At 55.3% G+C, this 17973-nt stretch carries 10 protein-coding genes; 2 read left to right on the top strand and 8 right to left on the bottom strand.

Going from position 1 to position 17973, the window contains the following annotated elements; translation table 11 throughout:
• Position 1 precedes the first annotated feature (1 nt).
• The 7 genes from ACFWW2_RS23535 to ACFWW2_RS23505 form a co-directional block, all read right to left on the bottom strand.
• Positions 2 to 2215 carry a calcium-binding protein gene (locus ACFWW2_RS23535; protein WP_393932500.1) on the bottom strand — a complete coding sequence of 738 codons (2214 nt, stop codon included), beginning with the start codon at positions 2213 to 2215 and terminating at the stop codon, positions 2 to 4.
• 101 nt (positions 2216 to 2316) lie between these two features.
• Positions 2317 to 3330 (bottom strand): GDP-mannose 4,6-dehydratase, encoded by a 1014-nt coding sequence (locus tag ACFWW2_RS23530; protein WP_393932498.1) that lies wholly within the window; start codon positions 3328 to 3330, stop codon positions 2317 to 2319.
• 11 nt (positions 3331 to 3341) lie between these two features.
• Positions 3342 to 5192 (bottom strand): glycosyltransferase, encoded by a 1851-nt coding sequence (locus tag ACFWW2_RS23525; protein ID WP_393932496.1) that lies wholly within the window; start codon positions 5190 to 5192, stop codon positions 3342 to 3344.
• A 205-nt stretch (positions 5193 to 5397) separates the two neighbouring features.
• Complete coding sequence (locus ACFWW2_RS23520) at positions 5398 to 6657, bottom strand: hypothetical protein (protein WP_393932494.1); 1260 nt, start codon at positions 6655 to 6657, stop codon at positions 5398 to 5400.
• A gap of 3 nt (positions 6658 to 6660) precedes the next feature.
• Positions 6661 to 9696, bottom strand: coding sequence for a glycosyltransferase (locus tag ACFWW2_RS23515; RefSeq protein WP_393932492.1), 3036 nt, complete (start codon positions 9694 to 9696; stop codon positions 6661 to 6663).
• Positions 9697 to 9719: 23 nt separating this feature from the next.
• A complete protein-coding gene (gene asnB / locus ACFWW2_RS23510) occupies positions 9720 to 11639 on the bottom strand; it encodes an asparagine synthase (glutamine-hydrolyzing) (RefSeq protein WP_393932490.1) in 1920 nt (639 codons plus the stop codon).
• 125 nt (positions 11640 to 11764) lie between these two features.
• Positions 11765 to 13231, bottom strand: a complete 1467-nt coding sequence (locus tag ACFWW2_RS23505; protein ID WP_393932488.1) for a tetratricopeptide repeat protein — start codon at positions 13229 to 13231, stop codon at positions 11765 to 11767.
• 352 nt (positions 13232 to 13583) lie between these two features.
• Between ACFWW2_RS23505 and ACFWW2_RS23500 the strand changes: the two genes are divergently transcribed.
• A complete protein-coding gene (locus ACFWW2_RS23500; protein ID WP_393932486.1) occupies positions 13584 to 14933 on the top strand; it encodes an SLBB domain-containing protein in 1350 nt (449 codons plus the stop codon).
• A 341-nt stretch (positions 14934 to 15274) separates the two neighbouring features.
• A complete protein-coding gene (locus ACFWW2_RS23495; protein ID WP_393932484.1) occupies positions 15275 to 15544 on the top strand; it encodes a helix-turn-helix domain-containing protein in 270 nt (89 codons plus the stop codon).
• A gap of 122 nt (positions 15545 to 15666) precedes the next feature.
• Here the strand turns inward: ACFWW2_RS23495 and ACFWW2_RS23490 are convergent, their stop codons facing one another.
• Positions 15667 to 17949: an adenosylcobalamin-dependent ribonucleoside-diphosphate reductase gene (locus ACFWW2_RS23490; protein WP_393932481.1), complete on the bottom strand. Its 2283-nt coding sequence runs from the start codon at positions 17947 to 17949 to the stop codon at positions 15667 to 15669.
• Positions 17950 to 17973: the final 24 nt, after the last annotated feature.

The raw sequence follows: 17973 nt of genomic DNA, 5'->3' as shown, positions 1-17973 counted from the left end.
GCTAAAGCAGGAAACTATCAGCATCGAGCATCTCGCTTATATCAACATTACGTAGCACTAGCCGACTACCGTCGTCGGCGCGCATTTCCACATCGGTGGAGTTGTACATAAAGATGTCCAGCGCGTCGACGGACAGGTCAGGCAAAGCGATCAGATCAATGCCGACCTCGAAATCGTAGACGATGTTCAGCCCGCTGCCGGTATTGAATACAAAAGTGTCCGCCCCTGTATATCCATATAACCGGTCGGTGCCACCGCTGGTATGTAGGGTGTCATCAAATGTGCTGCCCAACAGGATGTCGTGGTTTGCCCCGCCCAGAAGCGGCCCTGAGTTGTCCAAAGCGGTTATGACAAAGTCTGCCGCATCGAGTTGATCAGGCGTGATATTGCGAAGGACCAACCTGTCCCCGCTTTGTGTCCGAATGTCGGCGTCAGTTCCATTATAGAGGGTTATTGCAAGATCTTCGCTGCTTAGGCCGTCTGCCAAAGAGATACGATCAGTCCCCAATTCAAAGTCATAAATGACATTCAGCTGGCTTTGGGACGCGAATACGAAAGTGTCGGCCCCGTGTCCTCCCCACATGCGGTCAATACCATCACCGGCCATGATGCGATCATTGCCATCGCCACCGTAGAGCCAATCGTTTCCAACTTCGCCAAACAGAAGGTCGCCACCGTTGCCGCCATAGACGGTGTCATCCGCTGCGGTTCCCAGGAATTGATCGGCCGCTTCGCTTCCTTGAACCATCCCGCCGTTGCTGAACAGGGTGTTGAAAGTCTGCGCCACCACAACATCGGCTGAGGTAAATTCGCTCAGGTCCAGCGCTTCGCCGTTGTTTTCAATGAAGAGAACATCGCCATTCCCGAAGTTGATGAATCCTTCTTGTCCGTTGATCCCGCCCAGATGGGCGGCCAGATTCACCAATCCAAAACCCAAAAGACGGATCTGGTCGACGCCCGTCTCAAAATCGGTGATGGTGACCATGCCATCGCCCAATGTGAATTCGATCAGGTCGGCGCCCCCACCGGAGGTGACGCTTTGGGCGCCGGTGCTAATGATCCACTCGTCTGTTGCAGTCCCGATGAGGGTGCTCGCATCATCCTGGGTGCGTATCACGGTGCGGAACAGATCGGTCTGGAAGTCGCCGTTGTAGCCAATGTCGTCCATGTAACCCAACGCGATATGAAGCCTTTCGGGGCCAAGTCCAGGTTGCAGAAGGGCGAGATTATTTTCAAAGGTCGCAAAGAAAGGGCTGTCGAAATTCGATTGCAACTTCATTGGCCAAATCCGCTGCAGGCCAGTGTCAGAGTGATCCATGATGTTGTGGTGGATCAAGGCGCCAGTAATCCCGATGGGACTGTCCCAGCCGTTTTTGATTTGGACTTCATATGAGGCGGCGTCGGCTAGCGTATTGTAAGCGATCTCGACATTTTTAGCCGCGTCTACATTGCTGTCGACATTCACAAAGAAATAAGTGTTGCCGTTTTCGGCGACCATCGCCTCGCCACCCAGCAGGATGTTGTCGAGGATTTGGACATCAGTAAGCGTTGGTGCGACGCCATCAGGACCTTGTTCATCGGTATCAAGCCGGATCCAGGCCCCGTTCACCGGGGAATTGCCGGGAGGAGCGCCCCCGCTGGCGTCGTGGGCCAAGAGATTGCGGACGATGTTGCCGTAGCCTCCATCGGCGTTGATACCGTCGCTGGTGCTGGTATCGCGCAGGATGATCCCGTAGGTTCCCGGTCGGAAGTGGTGCAAATACAGGTTCTCGATCACGACGTTATCCGCGCCCGACACAACGACCGCGACTGTCGCGTTGGTGAATTCCAGCGCCGCTTCCTGATTATCTTGATCGGGTTTGCCGTTGCCGGCGACGTGGAAACCGTCGGCTGTATCAAAAACCTCTATAAAGCCATAGAAATTCTGGGCTGCTGCGATATCACCGCCGTCCAAAACGCCGCTACCCGTAATGGTGACTGATGGCGCATTAACCTTAAACATCCATGCCATATCGGACGTCGGTGTCAGGGTGGCGCCCGCACTGATATCGAGCGTCAGTCCTAACTTTTCTACCGAAATCGTCCCGTCAAGGCTGTGCTCGCCCGGAGCGAATATCACCCTGTCATAGGGGCTGTCAGCCGCTGTTACAGCTTGCAGCACCCTGAGCTGCGTGTCCGGCGTGACTGTGAACACTGCCTCGGAAGAGTCGATCATAGTATCATGCCGTGGTTGTGACCCCGAGGCAGCCAATTGCCAAAAGGAAAACAAGGCCGATATGAGTCATTTCTGTTTGCAATGTTCTGATCCAAAAAATTTCACACGTTATAGTAGTCGCGATACCAATCCACAAACTGCTTTATTCCCTGCTCGATAGAGGTTTCAGGGGCATAGCCGGTCAGGCGCTGCAATAGGTTGGAATTGGCCCAAGTTGCAGGTACGTCGCCCTTCTGCATTTCCATGAAATTCTTTTTGATCTCCATCCCGAGGCAGTTCTCGATTTCTTGGATGAAGTCCATCAAGGGGACCTTGGTGTTATTGCCGATATTGACAACCCTGAAGGGTGCTACGGGGCTCAAGCTGTCTCCGAGCAGTATGTCGTCTCTGGTTTCCGGTTCTTCGGGCGGAGTGTCAACGAGCAGGCGAATGCCGCGTACCAGATCCGTCACATATGTGAAGTCGCGCGCCATCTTGCCATGATTGTAGACGTCGATTGTCTCGTTATTCAATGCGGCACGGACAAATTTGAAGAGTGCGAGGTCGGGTCGTCCCCAAGTGCCGTAGACGGTGAAGAAGCGAAACATGGTGGTCGGGATTTTCCAAAGATGTGAATAACAGTGTCCCATATTCTCGTTCGCCTTCTTGGTCGCTGCATACAGGGTCAAAGGCGTTTCGGTCTTTTCGAGTTCGATGAATGGCATATCGACGTTGGCCCCGTAGACCGACGAGGTAGAGGCCATCAAAAGATGATCGACTTCAAGTTCACGAGCGCATTCCATCACGTTGAATGTGCCCACAATGTTGGCACTCACATAGGCACGTGGGTTTTCCAAGCTGTAGCGGACGCCAGCCTGTGCCGCGAGGTGAACGATTACGTCAGGTTTTTCACGCATCATCAAGGCGTGCAGCTTATCCATGTCCTCCAACAAGCCTTCGACAGCGGTGAAGTGAGGGTTCTGCAAAAGCATTTGGTGGCGACGTTGTTTGATCCGAACGTCGTAGTAGTCGGTCATCCCGTCGTAGCCGACAACACTGAAGCCTTCCTCCAGCATAAGTTGTGCCAGATGGAACCCGATGAACCCGGCAGTGCCGGTGATCAGAACCTTACGCATGGGAATCTCCGCTATTGGTCAAATATTGAGAAGGTCTTTTCAAAGACCAGAGAAAGATCAAAGCTACGTTGTACGTGCTTTTGACCAGCGTTGCCCATCTGCCGCAGTCGTGCAGGATCGGCAAGTAGCGAAGTTAAGGCTGCGTGAACATCTGTCTGGGTAACGGTTTCAGCCGAAGGCAGAATATGGCCGGTTGTTCCGTGTTCGACAATATCAACAGCCCCTCCAGCCGGTGTGGTCAGGATTGGGCAGCCGCAATAGGCGGCCTCTAGCAGGCTATTGGGCAGCCCTTCAAATCGCGCCAGATGCATGAGCAGGTCTGCGCGGTACATGTAAAAGCCCACGTGCTGGGTGGGGCCGGGCAAAAAGACGCGATGCTCCGCTCCCAAGGTACGCACCAGATCCCGGCAGGCATCCAACTCGTGTCCGCGGCCGGTAATCACGAAACGCGCTTGCGGATGAACTTTGGCATAAGCTGCTGCCGTTTCAACCCAGAATTCAGGTCGCTTGTTGTGATCGAAGCGAAAAACGCCGAGGACGGTTTTAGTGCAATCGGGGCTTTTCGCGACGATGTTTTCCCAAATAGTAATGTCTTCCGATGCGCCTTCGTCGGTCAACGGGCGCACCGCGTTAGGAATGGCCGGGACAGAGCCGGCTGGCAGGTTCAGCCAGTTTTCGTAAGCCTTTGCCGTCAGCGGGCTATTGGTGGTGAGCGTCGCCCATGGCAGATCTGCCAACGCACTGAACAAGGCAGGCATTTGCCCCCGAAGCCGCTCTCGGCGCAGGTTTGGCGGCATTCCGCGGAACGAGGTCACGATCCGGGGCACGCGTGCAATGACGGCGGCCAGTCCTGCTGTGAGCACACCGCCATCGTGCCAAAGATAGGCAACATCGACATGCTTTTCCCTGTAGAACTGCACCAGTTTGCGGGTGTTGATTTGGATATCTTCGGGCAGCAGATGATACAGGTCACGGATCATGTCCGGGATTGGTTCCAGGCTTTCCATGCCAGGGTCTTCCATATGCGCCAGGATGGTTGTGTCTACCCCGGCTTCTTGCAGGACCGGTAGGTAGAAGTCGGAACGGCTGGATGCGGTGACATGGCGCACAGACATTTGCGGCGGCTGGTCGATCGAGCGCCCGCCCAAAGGGATTTGGCTGTCGTAGTGCGACTGCAAGGTGGACACTAGTCGCGTGCTTTGACGCTCTGCTCCGCCGATGCCTAACTGGCCGCTATAGAAGGCCACAACACCAACTTGACCGGGTGCAATACGGCGTTTCGGTGGGTCGTCGGCATAGAGACGGACCATCGTGCCCAAGACATCGAGAATGTCGGCCACTTTGTGGACCTTCATCTGCGTTACATCAGCACGTAATTGCTTGATCCGATTGGCCAACTGGGGCGGTATGGCGTCCTTGTCGTCCAGCGCTTGGGCAATGTCGTAAGCCTCTGAAATACGACCCTGTTCCATCAACGCCTGAATGTAGTATCCGCGAAGAGTGTTTGAGACCGGGGCGACCTGCATCAGTTCGTCAAGTTCGGCCCAAGCGCGCAGTTCCAGAAATCCAAGGCCAAGGTGCGCCGCCTGCACCGGGTCCTGCAGGTGGTTCAAAGCGAACTGATGGGCCCTGTGCAGTCCTTCGTCCAACTGTTTGGTGCGTCGGTACCAACGCATCAGCAAGCGAAAGGCCGTCCCGTTTTGGGGGAATAGGCGCAGAATATCGGCCCAAAACTCCACCATACCGTCGGTTTCCCGGAGCTTCTCGGTCAGGATGCCACAAGCAATGTAGAGTTGTTCGTCGCGCGCATAGTCCGGCAGTTGCGGCAGGATTTCTTCGAGTGCATCGCGTGCTTGTTCCACGGTTGCAGCGTTCTTGGCGCGGGACTGTGCGTGAGTGATCAGACTATCTGGTGGACTGGACCGATTTTCCCCTCCTTCACAAAATTTGGAGAGTTTCTGAGGGTTAACCACATTGTTGTCCTTGTTATCGCGTTCGCCAGATACAAACTTCTGCAATTCGAACCGGGCCAAAGTCGCCCGGCTGGTTGTGATATTTTGAAAGCTCTTACGCTGAGGCGACAGATTTCATTGCGTGCCGTCGCGCGTCCAATGCCGCTGCTTGGTCTGTCAAATGCATGTGGCGTGCAAGGCTGCCGAGCCACGTTAGATTGTCTGCGCTGATGTCAGGGACATCACTGAGCCGGTCCAGCCATTCGGGCAGTACATCGGTCAAAGCGCTCATCGTATCGCGTAGTTTCGGCAAATCGGCCAACGGGGTTTTGGTCACCACCGTCAAAAAGGTCTGCCACGTCGCGGGTCCAAGGTCGCCGTCTTGTGCAATTGAAAGTTCCAGTCTCAGCATCGGCAAATGAATGTCCTCAGGGAAATAGCTTTCGGCAACTTCCAACAATAATGCGACATCTGCTACGCGGATGGGATCCCGTGTTCGAAGGTATGCTCGGGCATGCGGCACAAAAATGCGTGGAATAGCTTCCCCCGGGTTGGTCAGAAGATGCCGTTCGATCAAATCCTGTACCGCGTCCTCATACCAGGCATCCAAGACCAGTCGGCTGAAACCTTCCGTGAAATGTGCAAGACTGCTGCTGTGGTCCTCGATGGCATTGGTTTGCCCAAATTCACGCATAAGATCGCTGGGGTCGTAGACATGGGCGCCAATGCGTGACGCCGCCATCTTCACTGTTTCAATACAGGTGCGACGGGTTCGCAGGGGCGAGCCGTCTGGTAGGACAGCATCGACATGGGTGGTAAACAGCACCTCTGGCAACGTACCTCGCAGCGTTTCCATGTCGGCCATCATGCTATCCACTGAGGCAAACTTCAGGCGCAAATTCCGCAGTAGTTTGCTATCTTCGATCTGGTCAGGTGTAGAAGACCAATTGGCATCTAGCCAAGCACCAATATCTTCCGGGGTCTCTTTCTGGGCGAGCTGAAACAGTGTCCGAACCCTGTCGACATCCTGATAAAAATCAGAAAAGATCCGCTTGAAGTAGTTCAACTGCACCTTCAAAGGCCCGATCGACAACTCCTTCAGCGATGAGATTTCCACTACGTATAGATCACTGATGTCGTGCTTTTCGGCAGTGCGTAGAGTGTAGCTTTCTTCGCGCAGCCCGGCCACAAGAGGCCACATGTGTTCGGGAATATCCAATTCACCTTGCAAGAATTTCATTTGCTGCGTGGCTTCGCCTGCAGAGTGCGAAAATCCGTAGACCCTGTTGTTGTTGATCGCGAAACCATGCGTTTCGCGACATAGTCGCAGCGGGGTCGCTATCCTGCAGGATCCTATGGCTGTTAATGTCAACATCTGTTACTTCGGTTCTTCGAATGTGTAGAACGATTTCAGCCGCGCTATCATCGCCGACAAATCGAACCGTTCGTCAACGAACTTGACAGCGGCTTTTTGCATGCGTGCCATCCTCTTGTGGTCTGTCAGAACTGTCAGGATTTGAGTAGCCAATGCGTCGGGTGTGTTCTCTTCAAGCGCGATGCCTGAAACGCCCACCGACATGGCTTCTGGAGCACCCCCGACATTCATGGTTGCCACCGGTACGCCGAGCGCTTGCGCCTCGATCAGTACATTGGGAAGACCTTCTGTCACAGATGACAGAAACAGCATGTCCATCGAACGCATCCATGGCTCGACCGGGGACTGGCGGCCAGCGAAGTGAACCCGGTCGGTCAGGCCGGCTACTTCGATCTGCGCTATCAGGTCGGCGCGCATCGGACCATCGCCGACGATTAGTCCATACACATCAGCGTTTTGACCAACGGCCTGCATCATTGTCTGCACCCAAAGATCGGGACGCTTTTCGGCGGAGAAGCGCATGACACCACCGACCACAGACGCATTGGCTGGAATTTGGAATTGCGCGCGAATCCGTGCACGATCAGCTTTGGTGGCACGCCCGCGCAGGGATTTAAAATCATAACCATTGTAAAAGACGCCGATGCTGTCCTTGGACCAACCTAGCCAGTCTTCGTAGTCGCGCGCGCCATTGGCTGAGTTGTTCACCACGGCGACGCCACCTTTGTACCTCATCAGCGATTGGTAGCCGCTGTGTAGGTAGCGGCGATAACGCCTGATTTCGACAGGTCGTGTTGATCGGGTGCACAGGACGATTTGCGGGACACCGGCAGCCACTGCGGCCATGCCACCCGCAATGTTCACGGCATCTTGCCATAGATGCACCACCTTTGGACGTTGCTCGACAAGGTGGGCATAGAAAGGGATGGCTGTTCTGCTAAGTTCGGCTGGCAGCGCAGCAAGGCTACGGACGACCGGGGCCAAGTGCGGGTGCTTGACCAAAACGTGACGAATGGCCGACGCTTCACGCTCGGCGTCAAGATCGACAATTTTTAGACCGCTGCGTTGCACTTCGGGCAAAAAGAAATCATTGGCGCCATTGGGATCAAGTGAATTGATTACAAAAGTTGCAGGACGTTCGGGGACTGGTTGTTCCGCTAGGCCTTGCGCCACATAGGCTACCTGCCGTTCCGCACCACCTGAACCTAGGTTAGAGCTAAGGTGCACGATCCCGTGGCGGTCACACGGATCTGGGCGAGCAATGGCCACGATAGCATCGAAAAGTTGTTCCGGGAACAAACCTTTTGCTGGCGATATGTTGGTTCTGCTTTCGATTGGGTCATCGCGCGTTTCAGAATCAGGTATGGTCTTTGCCTGTGCCATTGCGCGGAACGCGGCCATACATTGCGCTGCGGCATGTGCAATCTTCGCGTTGCGCCGCGGAAACTGCATGGCATCAATCTGTTGAATATTCTCCCAAGCATACGCGTATTGCCCAGAGACCATTTGCAACTCGACGGCCATCTCCCGTGCTTTCAACGAGTTGGGGTCAAGCGCGACGGCCTCGGTCACATAGGTCAGGGCGTCGTCGGTTAAATTGGCGGCTTGCACGATCCATGCCGCATTGGCCAAGTCTTCCGCACTTTCGGTGCCCAAAAAGGCTACGGCACGCCGAGCCTGTGTTTCGGCCTCTTCAAGGCGGTTGTCCATCATCGTGTGATACACACCGTTGCGCCACAAGACTGCGGCATGCGGCACATTCTGAACAGCCGTTCTATAGTGCCGGATCGCATCGGTACGCCTTCCACAGCGCGCCAAAAGGCCACCAACTGTGTTGAGAAGGGTCACGTTGAGCGCGTCATGTTCCAACATGCGCTGGGCATGATCCAACTGGCTTTCGAATCCGGCATTGGTGGCCTGCAAGAACCGAAGGCGTAGTCGTAATGCCTCGATACTGTCGGGCGCGATGTCCAGACATGTCTGAATTTCGGCTTCGGCGATGTCAAAGTGCCCAAGATCCATAAGGAAGTCGCAGTGACTCAGCCTCAGGGCGAAGCTGTCGCGTACGGTGTTCAATTCCACCTGATAGATACTGCGCGCCGCATCAGGATCAGTCATTGCTATGGCACGGGCCTTGAATTGAACGCGGCGTACTGGGTGCAGGGTAGTCCAGTTGCTTTTCAGCAGTTCAAGCGCCGTTTCAGGATCCTGATCAACGATGGCCGCACGTATGAAAAATGTCGTGGCTTCTTCATGTCCAGGGGTGTCGTCGAGGACCCGTTGGAACCGGTTCTCTGCCAGCGTCGTGTCGCCCTTGTTGGCGGCAATACGCGCAAGAAAAAGCCGCGCCTGCTGCGCCTGTTTTGTATCGCTGCTTTCGGCAAGCACACCGAATGCCTCTTCCGCCTTTTCCCATTTTTTCTGCACGTAGTACAAGCGCGCGCGCAGCATCGGGACATGCGCGGCTTCTTTGCTATCGGGGGGAATTCGGTCCACCCATTGTTCGACGACGCCGTAGTGTTTCTGTTCAAAAAACCCGCGAGCGCACTCCAGGCTGAGTCGGGGGGTAGGGGCGTGGGCATAGCTTTGATCCGCAAGCGACTGTGCCAGTAGAAGGCGACCCTGTGCTAAATAGTTTCGCACCAGTAAACTGTCACGGATTCCCGCCTGGGCTGGCGTTTGCAGTAGTTTGTCGGTCATGCAATAGGCTTCGGCGGCCTCGAACTCCTTGGCACGGATAAGCGCGTTGACATGTTGCTGAATAGGTCCAGGCCGGCGCGGGTTGATCTTTGAGACTTCCAACCAGTGCTTGGCAGCTTCCTTCCACTTTTCTGCACGGCTCGCTGTATAGGCTGCCGCCTCGCGGACATGGCTATCGTCCGCTTCAAAGCGCAGATATTTCTCGAATTTTTTGAGCGCTTTTGGATAGTCTGCGTTTTGATAGGCGTTTAGCCCTTGCGTCATCAGCAATTCGGTTCGCGAAAGTTGCGATTTGGAGCGCTCCTTTTCCAGTGTGCGTGGTTTCGTTGCTGAAGGCATCCTGAACCTGATTCTTCGCGGGCCTAGCTGGCCATCTTGGTTTGGCTGTTGATCGACAAAGGCATCGGACCAGGCCCGCGACGTTCAAAGAAGGTCTGATGCCAAAGTTCTAAGCAAAGCAAACACCAGATACGCGTGCCGTGATCTTCCCGTTCAGAGAAATGACGGTCCAACATCCAATATACAAACTCTGGCCGCAGATAGCCACGTTCTAGGAAAGCTTTCGACGTTAGAAGATCCCCGGTCAATTCACGGATTTCATTGCGAATCCAGTGTTTCACCGGCACAGAGAACCCTTGCTTTTTCCTGTACAGGATATTGTGACTTAGCTGCGGTTCCATAGCGTATTTCAACAGCGCTTTCATTTCTAGCTGGCCGTTGCGTTCGAAAACGCGCAAGTGTTGTGGCAAGGAGGCGCACCAGTCAGCCAATTCATGATCCAGGAAAGGGCTGCGCCCTTCGAGGCTGGCGGTCATTGTCGCTATGTCTGCCTTGATAAGCAAATCATCAGGCAGATAAGTTTCAACCTCTGCGCGGGCAGCATGGTCAGCCGCAACGCCCGGAGTGACGTTTTCCAGAAGCGCAGGCAGCCTGTCCGCCGACGGTGTCAGATAGCAATCCATCAGTGCATGGCCATAGCCCCATTGCTTATGCAAATCCCGGAAGGTGGCAATGTACTTGAGGTATCGATCACGCACCGTTGGCGGGCCAAAGGCCAGATCATGGTGATTGTGCGGGTCGTTTACGGCCGATCCGGCCTGCAGCTGCGTCACTTCGTTGGTGAAGCGGTTATAGCGGGAATACCCGAGCAGGATTTCATCCCCACCATCCCCCGAAAGCGCTACGGTGACATGTTCCCGGATCTTGTGGGACAGGGCCGTGCTGACGAGAGCGGAGCTGTCAGAGTAGGGTTCGCCATAGTGCCAGATCGTTTTTGGCAGCGTTTCGATCAAGCTGTAATCCATCTTGAACGAGTGATGATCAGTTTTGTACTGCGTCGCGACTTCGTTGGCATACTCTGTCTCGTCGAAGCCGCCGATGTCGAAGCCGACAGAGAAAGTCTTGATTGGTTCATTCAAGAGGCCTGACATGCGTGCTACGACAGCCGAACTGTCTACTCCGCCAGAAAGGAAGGCGCCAAGCGGTACGTCCGATACAAGTCGCAAACGCAGCGCTTCGTCGAAGCGTTCGAGGAACTCCCCCGCCGCCGCTTCTTTCGTCATGTCCGCCTTGCCTTCGTCGATCTGGGCGAGTTCCCAGTAGCGCAGAGGCACCGGCGGATTTTCGGGTCCATGCGTCGGCGTGAGCAGCATCATATGCGCTGGCGGAAGGCGATTGAGGCCGGCAAAGGCTGTACGCGCGCCCAGCGTGTACCCGTAGGAGAGGTAATCGTGAATGACAGCCAAATCGACATGGCGCTCGAAGCCGGGCCATTCCAGCAACGACTTCGCCTCGGAGCCGAATACAAAGGTTTGACCTGACCAGGCATAGACAAACGGCTTTTTGCCGAACCGGTCGCGGACCATGAACAACTCTTGCTTGGCTTCGTCCCAGATCGCAAAGGCAAACATGCCCCTTAGACGGCTGGGCAAATCCATGCCCCACTGCCGATATCCGTGCAAGAGAACCTCTGTGTCGCTTTCGGTGCGGAACACGTGCCCTTGACTTTCCAACTCTCGCCGAAGGTCTTTGAAATTGTAGATTTCGCCGTTGAATGTGACAGTCAAAGCACCGTCTGCTGTGTGCATCGGCTGGGCTGCGCGTTCATTCAGGTCAATGATGGCTAAACGTCGGTGACCGAAACCGATCTTGCCATTAACCCATGTGCCTGATCCATCAGGGCCACGATGCACGATTTGATCTGTCATCTGCCGAAGGGCCGCTTCCATCTTACGATGCGGCTCGGAACCGTCCCGAGAATACACGCCAACAATGCCACACATTTAGACAGTCTCCTTGCGTCTGGTGTGTCCGTGACGGCACGATCCATAGCCACCTTCGATCTGGTTACGGATAACGAGCCTGGTCAACGAGAGCACGGTTTGCCCAGCGGATGTGTCTTGCCTATTCATGCTTGCTCAAGCGCCATAAGAATTTGGTTACCTTCAGCATGTTCAGGATCCAATTCCAGCAAGGCGCGTGCCTCGGTGACGGCGTTACCTTTGTCGTGCAGGCGGTGGAAGCAGCGTGTTACGTTCAGTTGAAATTCGATGGAGCTTGGGTCCTTTGCGACCAACGCCCTCCAAAACCCAATAGCGTCCTTGTAGTTGCGGGCGCGCATCAAAAGGCGGCCGGATACGCGGAATGCATAGGTATTGTCAGGCGCAAATACCGTAAGCGCCTTGGCCATGGGCAAAACGCTCATGTCGTTGGAGTCATAGGCCTTGCGTAGTTCGCGCTGTGCAAGCGACGCGATGCGCTGTCGCAAGGTTTCCATCTTGTCGCTTGTCAGCATGCCGTCTGCTTCCAGCCTGCTCGCCATGTCGATGGCCTGATCAAAGTCGCCCGCCGCAGCGGCATCCTGCGCCTCCCGCACCAGACGTTGGGGTAACCGGGCCAAAGAACGCTCTGCCTCTGGGTGGTATTTTTTTGCTTTCGCCCCTTCAGTCGCGGCAACTGCCTGGAACGCATCATACGCAAGACGTGCTTTGCCAAGGCGTTCGGCGGAGCGTGCGTAGTTGACTTTCAACCAGACATCAAAGTCACAATTCACAATGCCGCGTTGGAAATATTTAAAAGCTGTGGCTTCGTCCCCTAGCCGAGACGCCGCACGGCCTGCGATCAGGTAAGGTTCTGTTTCAGTAGGCTCAATCTTAATGCAGTCGGTGGCATGTTCGATTGCCTTTGTATCATTGTCGTTCTTGTAGGCCTGCCGGGCACGTTCTAGAAACGGTTTTCGCAGCCGGGCGAGGCTGGTGCTGGCATAGCTGCTTCCGGAATCCAGAATGCGCATATTGTGGTAGTTCTGCGCTGCCGCAAAAGCGTTCCGCTGTATTTCGTATCCAATTGCCGCATTCCGTTCAGATCTGCTGAGAGTTGCGCATAATGCAATTGCATCCTCGTCTCCTGCGTCCGCCATTTTGCGCAAACTCTCGGAGATCTCGGACACGAGGCCCAAGTTGGCCGCTTGACGGGCAACGGCCACAATTCCTTGTGGTTGCGCGGCACAAAGCTTTGCGAATGACGCGCCGATTTTGTCAACGGCGCTAAGTTCAAGGTGGCATTGCACCTGAATGGACAGCGCTTCTTCATGTGCGGGCTGAAGCCGCAGGAAGTTGTCGATGTGCATCAGAGCTGACCGCCAGTTGTGTTTCTTGCGCTCGATGCGGGCGAGTTGAAGGTAGGGCTCAGGGCTGTCCGGGGTCAATTTGGTCAATCGAGCCCATAGATCAAACGCTTCTTCAACGTTCTTTTGGTTGCTGTGAAAACGTACAAGGCAGCGCAGCGCATCATGGTGCGACGTGTCCTGTTCAAGAATCACTTCGGCCAGCTTGGCAGCCTGTTCGAGATCGCCGGCCTTGTAAGCCTCGGCCATCTGTGTGCTCAATGTCGCAACATCTGACATTCGTAGTCCCCGCGAAAATATCCAAATGCCGCAACTATGGAGAGCATGGCCAACCAACGGCATTTGATATTGCTCGTTTACTGCGCTCGCGTGATGTTGACCAGTTGCTTTATTTTTTCCGCAGAGATTGGGCGCTTCACTGTGAATTGGGTCTAGTCGCCCGTCTGATGCAGGTGCTTGAGACCAACGATACGTCGGCGATAAATCCACATGATACGGAAAACGGAACAGAACCGCTGTTCAACAGCGCAAATATGATGCAAAGGTTAGCCAATTTCGGGTGGGGCCCGAGAGACTGTGGTCGCTATTCGGAGCTATCTTAATGTTCGCAAGACACGCTTTAGGTATTCTGTGCCTGTCTGTGATGTCGGGATGCGGCGTGATCTATGTTTCGCCGACGGTGAGTGATGACCAGAGCGCGCAGTTGGACGTCGTTGTGGTTCCTCTGACATCCACCGTGGTCGAAGAGGCGAACCAGAACAATTACGTCCCGAAAAGCCTGCCAAGGGAGTTCTTTGAGCTTGCAGGTGTACAAGGGGCGCAACCATTGGGTGGTGGCAGCATACCGGAACCCGTTTTCGATGCCGAAAGCCGCCCTGTTACACTTCCGGTGCGTTTACCGCCCGCGGCCAGTCCGGGTCCGTACACTATTGGGGTTGGTGACGTGATTTTGTTGCGACGCGCGGGCCTTGGCGGTACTGCGCCGACACCAACCACGCCGGAACAAGCTGGTGCGGCATCGCAAACCTACGCTGTGCAGGACAACGGTGCGATCGCCCTGCCGGATGTCGGGTTGATTAACCTGTCTGGCTTGACCATTGAACAAGCCCGCGAACGCGTGTTCGAAACCTTAATCCGCAACCAGATTGACCCGTCTTTCAGCCTTGAGGTGGTCGAGTTCAATTCGCGCCGAGTGACCGTCGGAGGTGAAGTAAAAATGCCAGGCGTGGTGCCCGTCACCATGTCGCCGTTGTATCTGGACGAAGCTTTGGCGCAAGCTGGAGGCGTGACGTCGCGCGACGATGAAACGGTGAGTGTACGTATTTATCGAGATGGCGCGCTCTATGAGATTCCCTTGAAGGACGTTTATGCAACCGGCGCTGTGGCGAACCGCATTCAGCTGGTTGGCGGCGATAGCCTTTTCGTTGACAGCGCTTTCGATATCGATCTGGCGCAGGCTTATTTCGAGCAACAGATACAGATCTCTCAGTTCCGTCAGGCTGAGCGGGCGCATGCCATTGCAATACTCCAATCCGAGATCGATCTGCGTCGGGCTGCGCTTGGCGAGGCGCGTGCCGTGTTCAGGGAGCGTCTTGAGTTGGGTACTGTCAAACGAGACTACATTTATATTACTGGTGAGGTGGCCGTTCAGCGCCGCTTTCCACTACCTTTTGAAATACAAGCTACACTTGCTGACGCGCTGTATTCCGAAGGTGGAATTCTGACCGAGACTGGCAATGTGGGACAAGTCTATTTGCTGCGTTCCACGGGTGCGTCCGGTGGCGTTACTGCATACCACCTCAACGCCCGCAACATGGTCAATATGATCTTGGCCACGCGGCTCGAGATGCGGCCCAACGACATTGTTTTTGTGAGCGAACAGCCGGTGACGAAATGGAATCGTGTTGTACAATCTTTGGTGCCAAGCCTGATCACCGCCGCAGTAAATTAAGCCTGTTTGGTGAAAGCGCGTTAGAAACCGATCGATGTTTTTTTTCGTGGATGCGGATGAGTGAAGCGATTAATTCCCCGACAGACTGCTTTTGACTGTTACAGCTAAAAGTCGTGGATATTTGGCAAATTTTTCAACGGTTGCATCTCACGCAACCATTTGCCCGGAGCACGTATTCAGATATCTCCAAAAGTCTTTGACTTTCGGGCGCTTGGGCCAAGTTTCGGGTCGAAAAAGCGAGATGGTGCGCCAAGAGGGAAAAGGATTGAACCCCCAGTTCAATTCCCTCAGCGCAGAAGAGCTAAAAACTCTTTTCGATGCCCTTGACCGGTATGCGTGCGATGAGCGCGCGTCAGATGCGCGAACTGATCGACGAAGGTGATGACGATCTCGCCGTGCCTGACGATGTGGTACGCAGACGCCGGACCGAGCTTGGGCTTACTCAAGAGGAACTTGCACACAGGGCTGGTGTTTCGATGCGTTACATCTCTCTTCTAGAGACGCAAAAGCACCAACCGACGCTTGATACGATAAATGGGCTCAGCGAAGGTCTTGAGACCACGATGACTACGCTTGTCTCCGAGATCGAAGATCTGCTTCGAGAAAGCTAATCCTTTGAATTAAAGTTGTTCAATTAAGTCGCCGCGACTAATGGAGCTTGAAACAGAGGCCGTTTCATGACCCAAATGGCCATGTCAGTTGACGCATTTCATCCACAGCCCCAACTCACCCCCTACCCGCATTTCGAATACCCGCATGACCCGCAGGTCATGCAGCCTTCGATCATTCGCATTTCGTAGGACCCGCAGGATGAACATGCCTTGCCGCGTGGTGCGCCGTTGATGGCTACGACGTCTGCTGTTGGATCAGCCTTCAAACCCATCCCTTCGCCGGCCAAAAACCCGATCGAAATCATGTGTTTCTCGATCACACCACCAATCGCGGCCAGAATCGACGGCACATATTTCCCCTGCATCCAGGCCCCACCACGCGGGTCAAATACGGCCTTCAACTCCTCGACCACAAAAGACACGTCCCCACCGCGCCGGAACACGGCCGAGATCATGCGGGTCAGCGCCACGGTCCAGGCGAAATGCTCCATGTTCTTGGAGTTGATGAACACCTCGAATGGACGCCGATGCCCGGCAATCACCAGATCATTGACCGTGATATAGATCGCATGCTCGCTATCAGGCCATTTCAGTTTGTAGGTCGCCCCCTCCAATTCCTGCGGGCGGTCCAGCGGCTCGGACATGTAGACGACCTCGGCCCCCTCATCCCCGTCCCGGACCTGATCCGGGACCTCTGACGGCGACGCCTCTTCCGAAACGCTCAACACTGACCCAGTCACATCATTTGGTCGGTAAGTTGTGCAGCCCTTACAGCCCTGATCCCAGGCGGCCATATAGACCTCTTTGAAATCATCAAAGCTGATATCCTCGGGGCAGTTGATCGTCTTGGAAATTGATGAATCAACCCATTTCTGTGCCGCGGCCTGCATGCGCACATGGTCCAGCGGTGCCAGCGTCTGTGCATTCACGAAATAGTCGGGCAAGGGCGCATCCCCTTTCAGATCGCGCCAGAGCTGCACGGCGTAATCAACCACCTCTTCCTCGGTCCGCGATCCGTCTTTCTGTAGAACCTTCCGCGTATAGGCATAGGCAAAAACCGGCTCGATTCCGGACGATACATTTCCCGCGTAAAGGCTAATCGTGCCGGTTGGCGCAATTGACGTCAAAAGCGCATTTCGTATGCCATTTTGACGGATTGCGTCGCGCACATCGTCATCCATGTGCTCCATTGCGCCGGATGCAAGAAATCTCTCCGCATCGAAAAGCGGAAACGCCCCTTTTTCTTTCGCCAATTCCACTGATGCGAGATAAGCCGCTCGCGCAATCGCATGCATCCATTGATCCGTCTGCGCCGCCGCCTCCTCAGAGCCATAGCGCAGCCCGACCATCAGTAACGCATCCGCCAGCCCGGTCACCCCAAGACCGATCCGACGCTTGGCATGTGCTTCCTGCGCCTGCGCCTCCAACGGAAAGCGCGAGGCATCGACCACATTATCCATCATCCGGACGGCAGTCGCCACCAACGCGACCAGAGCGTCCTGATCCAGGGCAGCCGCAGCATCAAATGGGTCGTTCACCAGCCGGGCCATGTTGATCGACCCCAACAGGCACGCGCCATAGGGCGGCAAGGGTTGTTCGCCACAGGGGTTGGTCGCCGCAATCGTCTCGCAATAGTTCAGATTGTTCATCTGGTTGATCCGGTCGATGAAGATCACGCCCGGTTCGGCGTAATCATAGGTCGACCGCATGATCGCGTCCCACAGATCGCGGGCTGGCACGGTTTTATAAACCTTATCCCCAAACATCAGGTCCCAGGACGCATCCGCTTTCACCGCCTCCATGAACGGATCGGTCACCAGCACGGACATGTTGAACATGCGCAGCCGGGCGGGATCAGATTTGGCGGTGACGAAATCCTCGATATCCGGATGGTCGCAACGCATTGTCGCCATCATCGCCCCCCGGCGCGACCCGGCGGACATAATCGTCCGGCACATCGCGTCCCAGACATCCATGAACGACAGCGGGCCAGAGGCATCGGCCGCGACCCCCATGACCACAGCCCCCTTGGGCCGGATGGTCGAAAAATCATACCCGATCCCGCCACCCTGTTGCATGGTCAAGGCAGCCTCTTTCAACCCGTCGAAAATACCGCTCATCGTGTCGGGGATCGTGCCCATCACAAAGCAGTTGAACAGTGTAACAGACCGGGCCGTGCCGGCGCCCGCGGTGATCCGACCCGCAGGCAGATATTTGAAATCCGCCAAAGCGTCATAGAACCGGCCTTCCCACGCCGCCGGGTCCTTTTCGACCGCCGCCAGCGCCGATGCGATCCGCCGCCACGTATCCTCGACCGTCTCGTCAATCGGTGTGCCATCGGCCTGTTTGAACCGGTACTTCATGTCCCAGATCTGTTCGGCAATCGGGGCGGCAAAGACGGTCATTGGGGGATTCTCCTCTGGCGGCAG

The sequence above is a fragment of the Yoonia sp. R2-816 genome (assembly GCF_046762905.1).
Taxonomy (GTDB): Bacteria; Pseudomonadota; Alphaproteobacteria; order Rhodobacterales; family Rhodobacteraceae; genus Yoonia.
This window is presented reverse-complemented; position numbering and strand designations above follow the sequence as displayed.

What these genes read in the sequence shown, in the direction of transcription:
- ACFWW2_RS23535 (WP_393932500.1), bottom strand. Translation starts at nt 2,215, where the DNA reads ATGATCGACTCTTCCGAGGCAGTGTTCACAGTCACGCCGGACACGCAG.
- ACFWW2_RS23490 (WP_393932481.1), bottom strand. Translation starts at nt 17,949, where the DNA reads ATGACCGTCTTTGCCGCCCCGATTGCCGAACAGATCTGGGACATGAAG.
- ACFWW2_RS23515 (WP_393932492.1), bottom strand. Translation starts at nt 9,696, where the DNA reads ATGCCTTCAGCAACGAAACCACGCACACTGGAAAAGGAGCGCTCCAAA.
- ACFWW2_RS23495 (WP_393932484.1), top strand. Translation starts at nt 15,275, where the DNA reads ATGAGCGCGCGTCAGATGCGCGAACTGATCGACGAAGGTGATGACGAT.
- asnB (WP_393932490.1), bottom strand. Translation starts at nt 11,639, where the DNA reads ATGTGTGGCATTGTTGGCGTGTATTCTCGGGACGGTTCCGAGCCGCAT.
- ACFWW2_RS23520 (WP_393932494.1), bottom strand. Translation starts at nt 6,657, where the DNA reads ATGTTGACATTAACAGCCATAGGATCCTGCAGGATAGCGACCCCGCTG.
- ACFWW2_RS23505 (WP_393932488.1), bottom strand. Translation starts at nt 13,231, where the DNA reads ATGGCCGAGGCTTACAAGGCCGGCGATCTCGAACAGGCTGCCAAGCTG.
- ACFWW2_RS23500 (WP_393932486.1), top strand. Translation starts at nt 13,584, where the DNA reads ATGTTCGCAAGACACGCTTTAGGTATTCTGTGCCTGTCTGTGATGTCG.
- ACFWW2_RS23530 (WP_393932498.1), bottom strand. Translation starts at nt 3,330, where the DNA reads ATGCGTAAGGTTCTGATCACCGGCACTGCCGGGTTCATCGGGTTCCAT.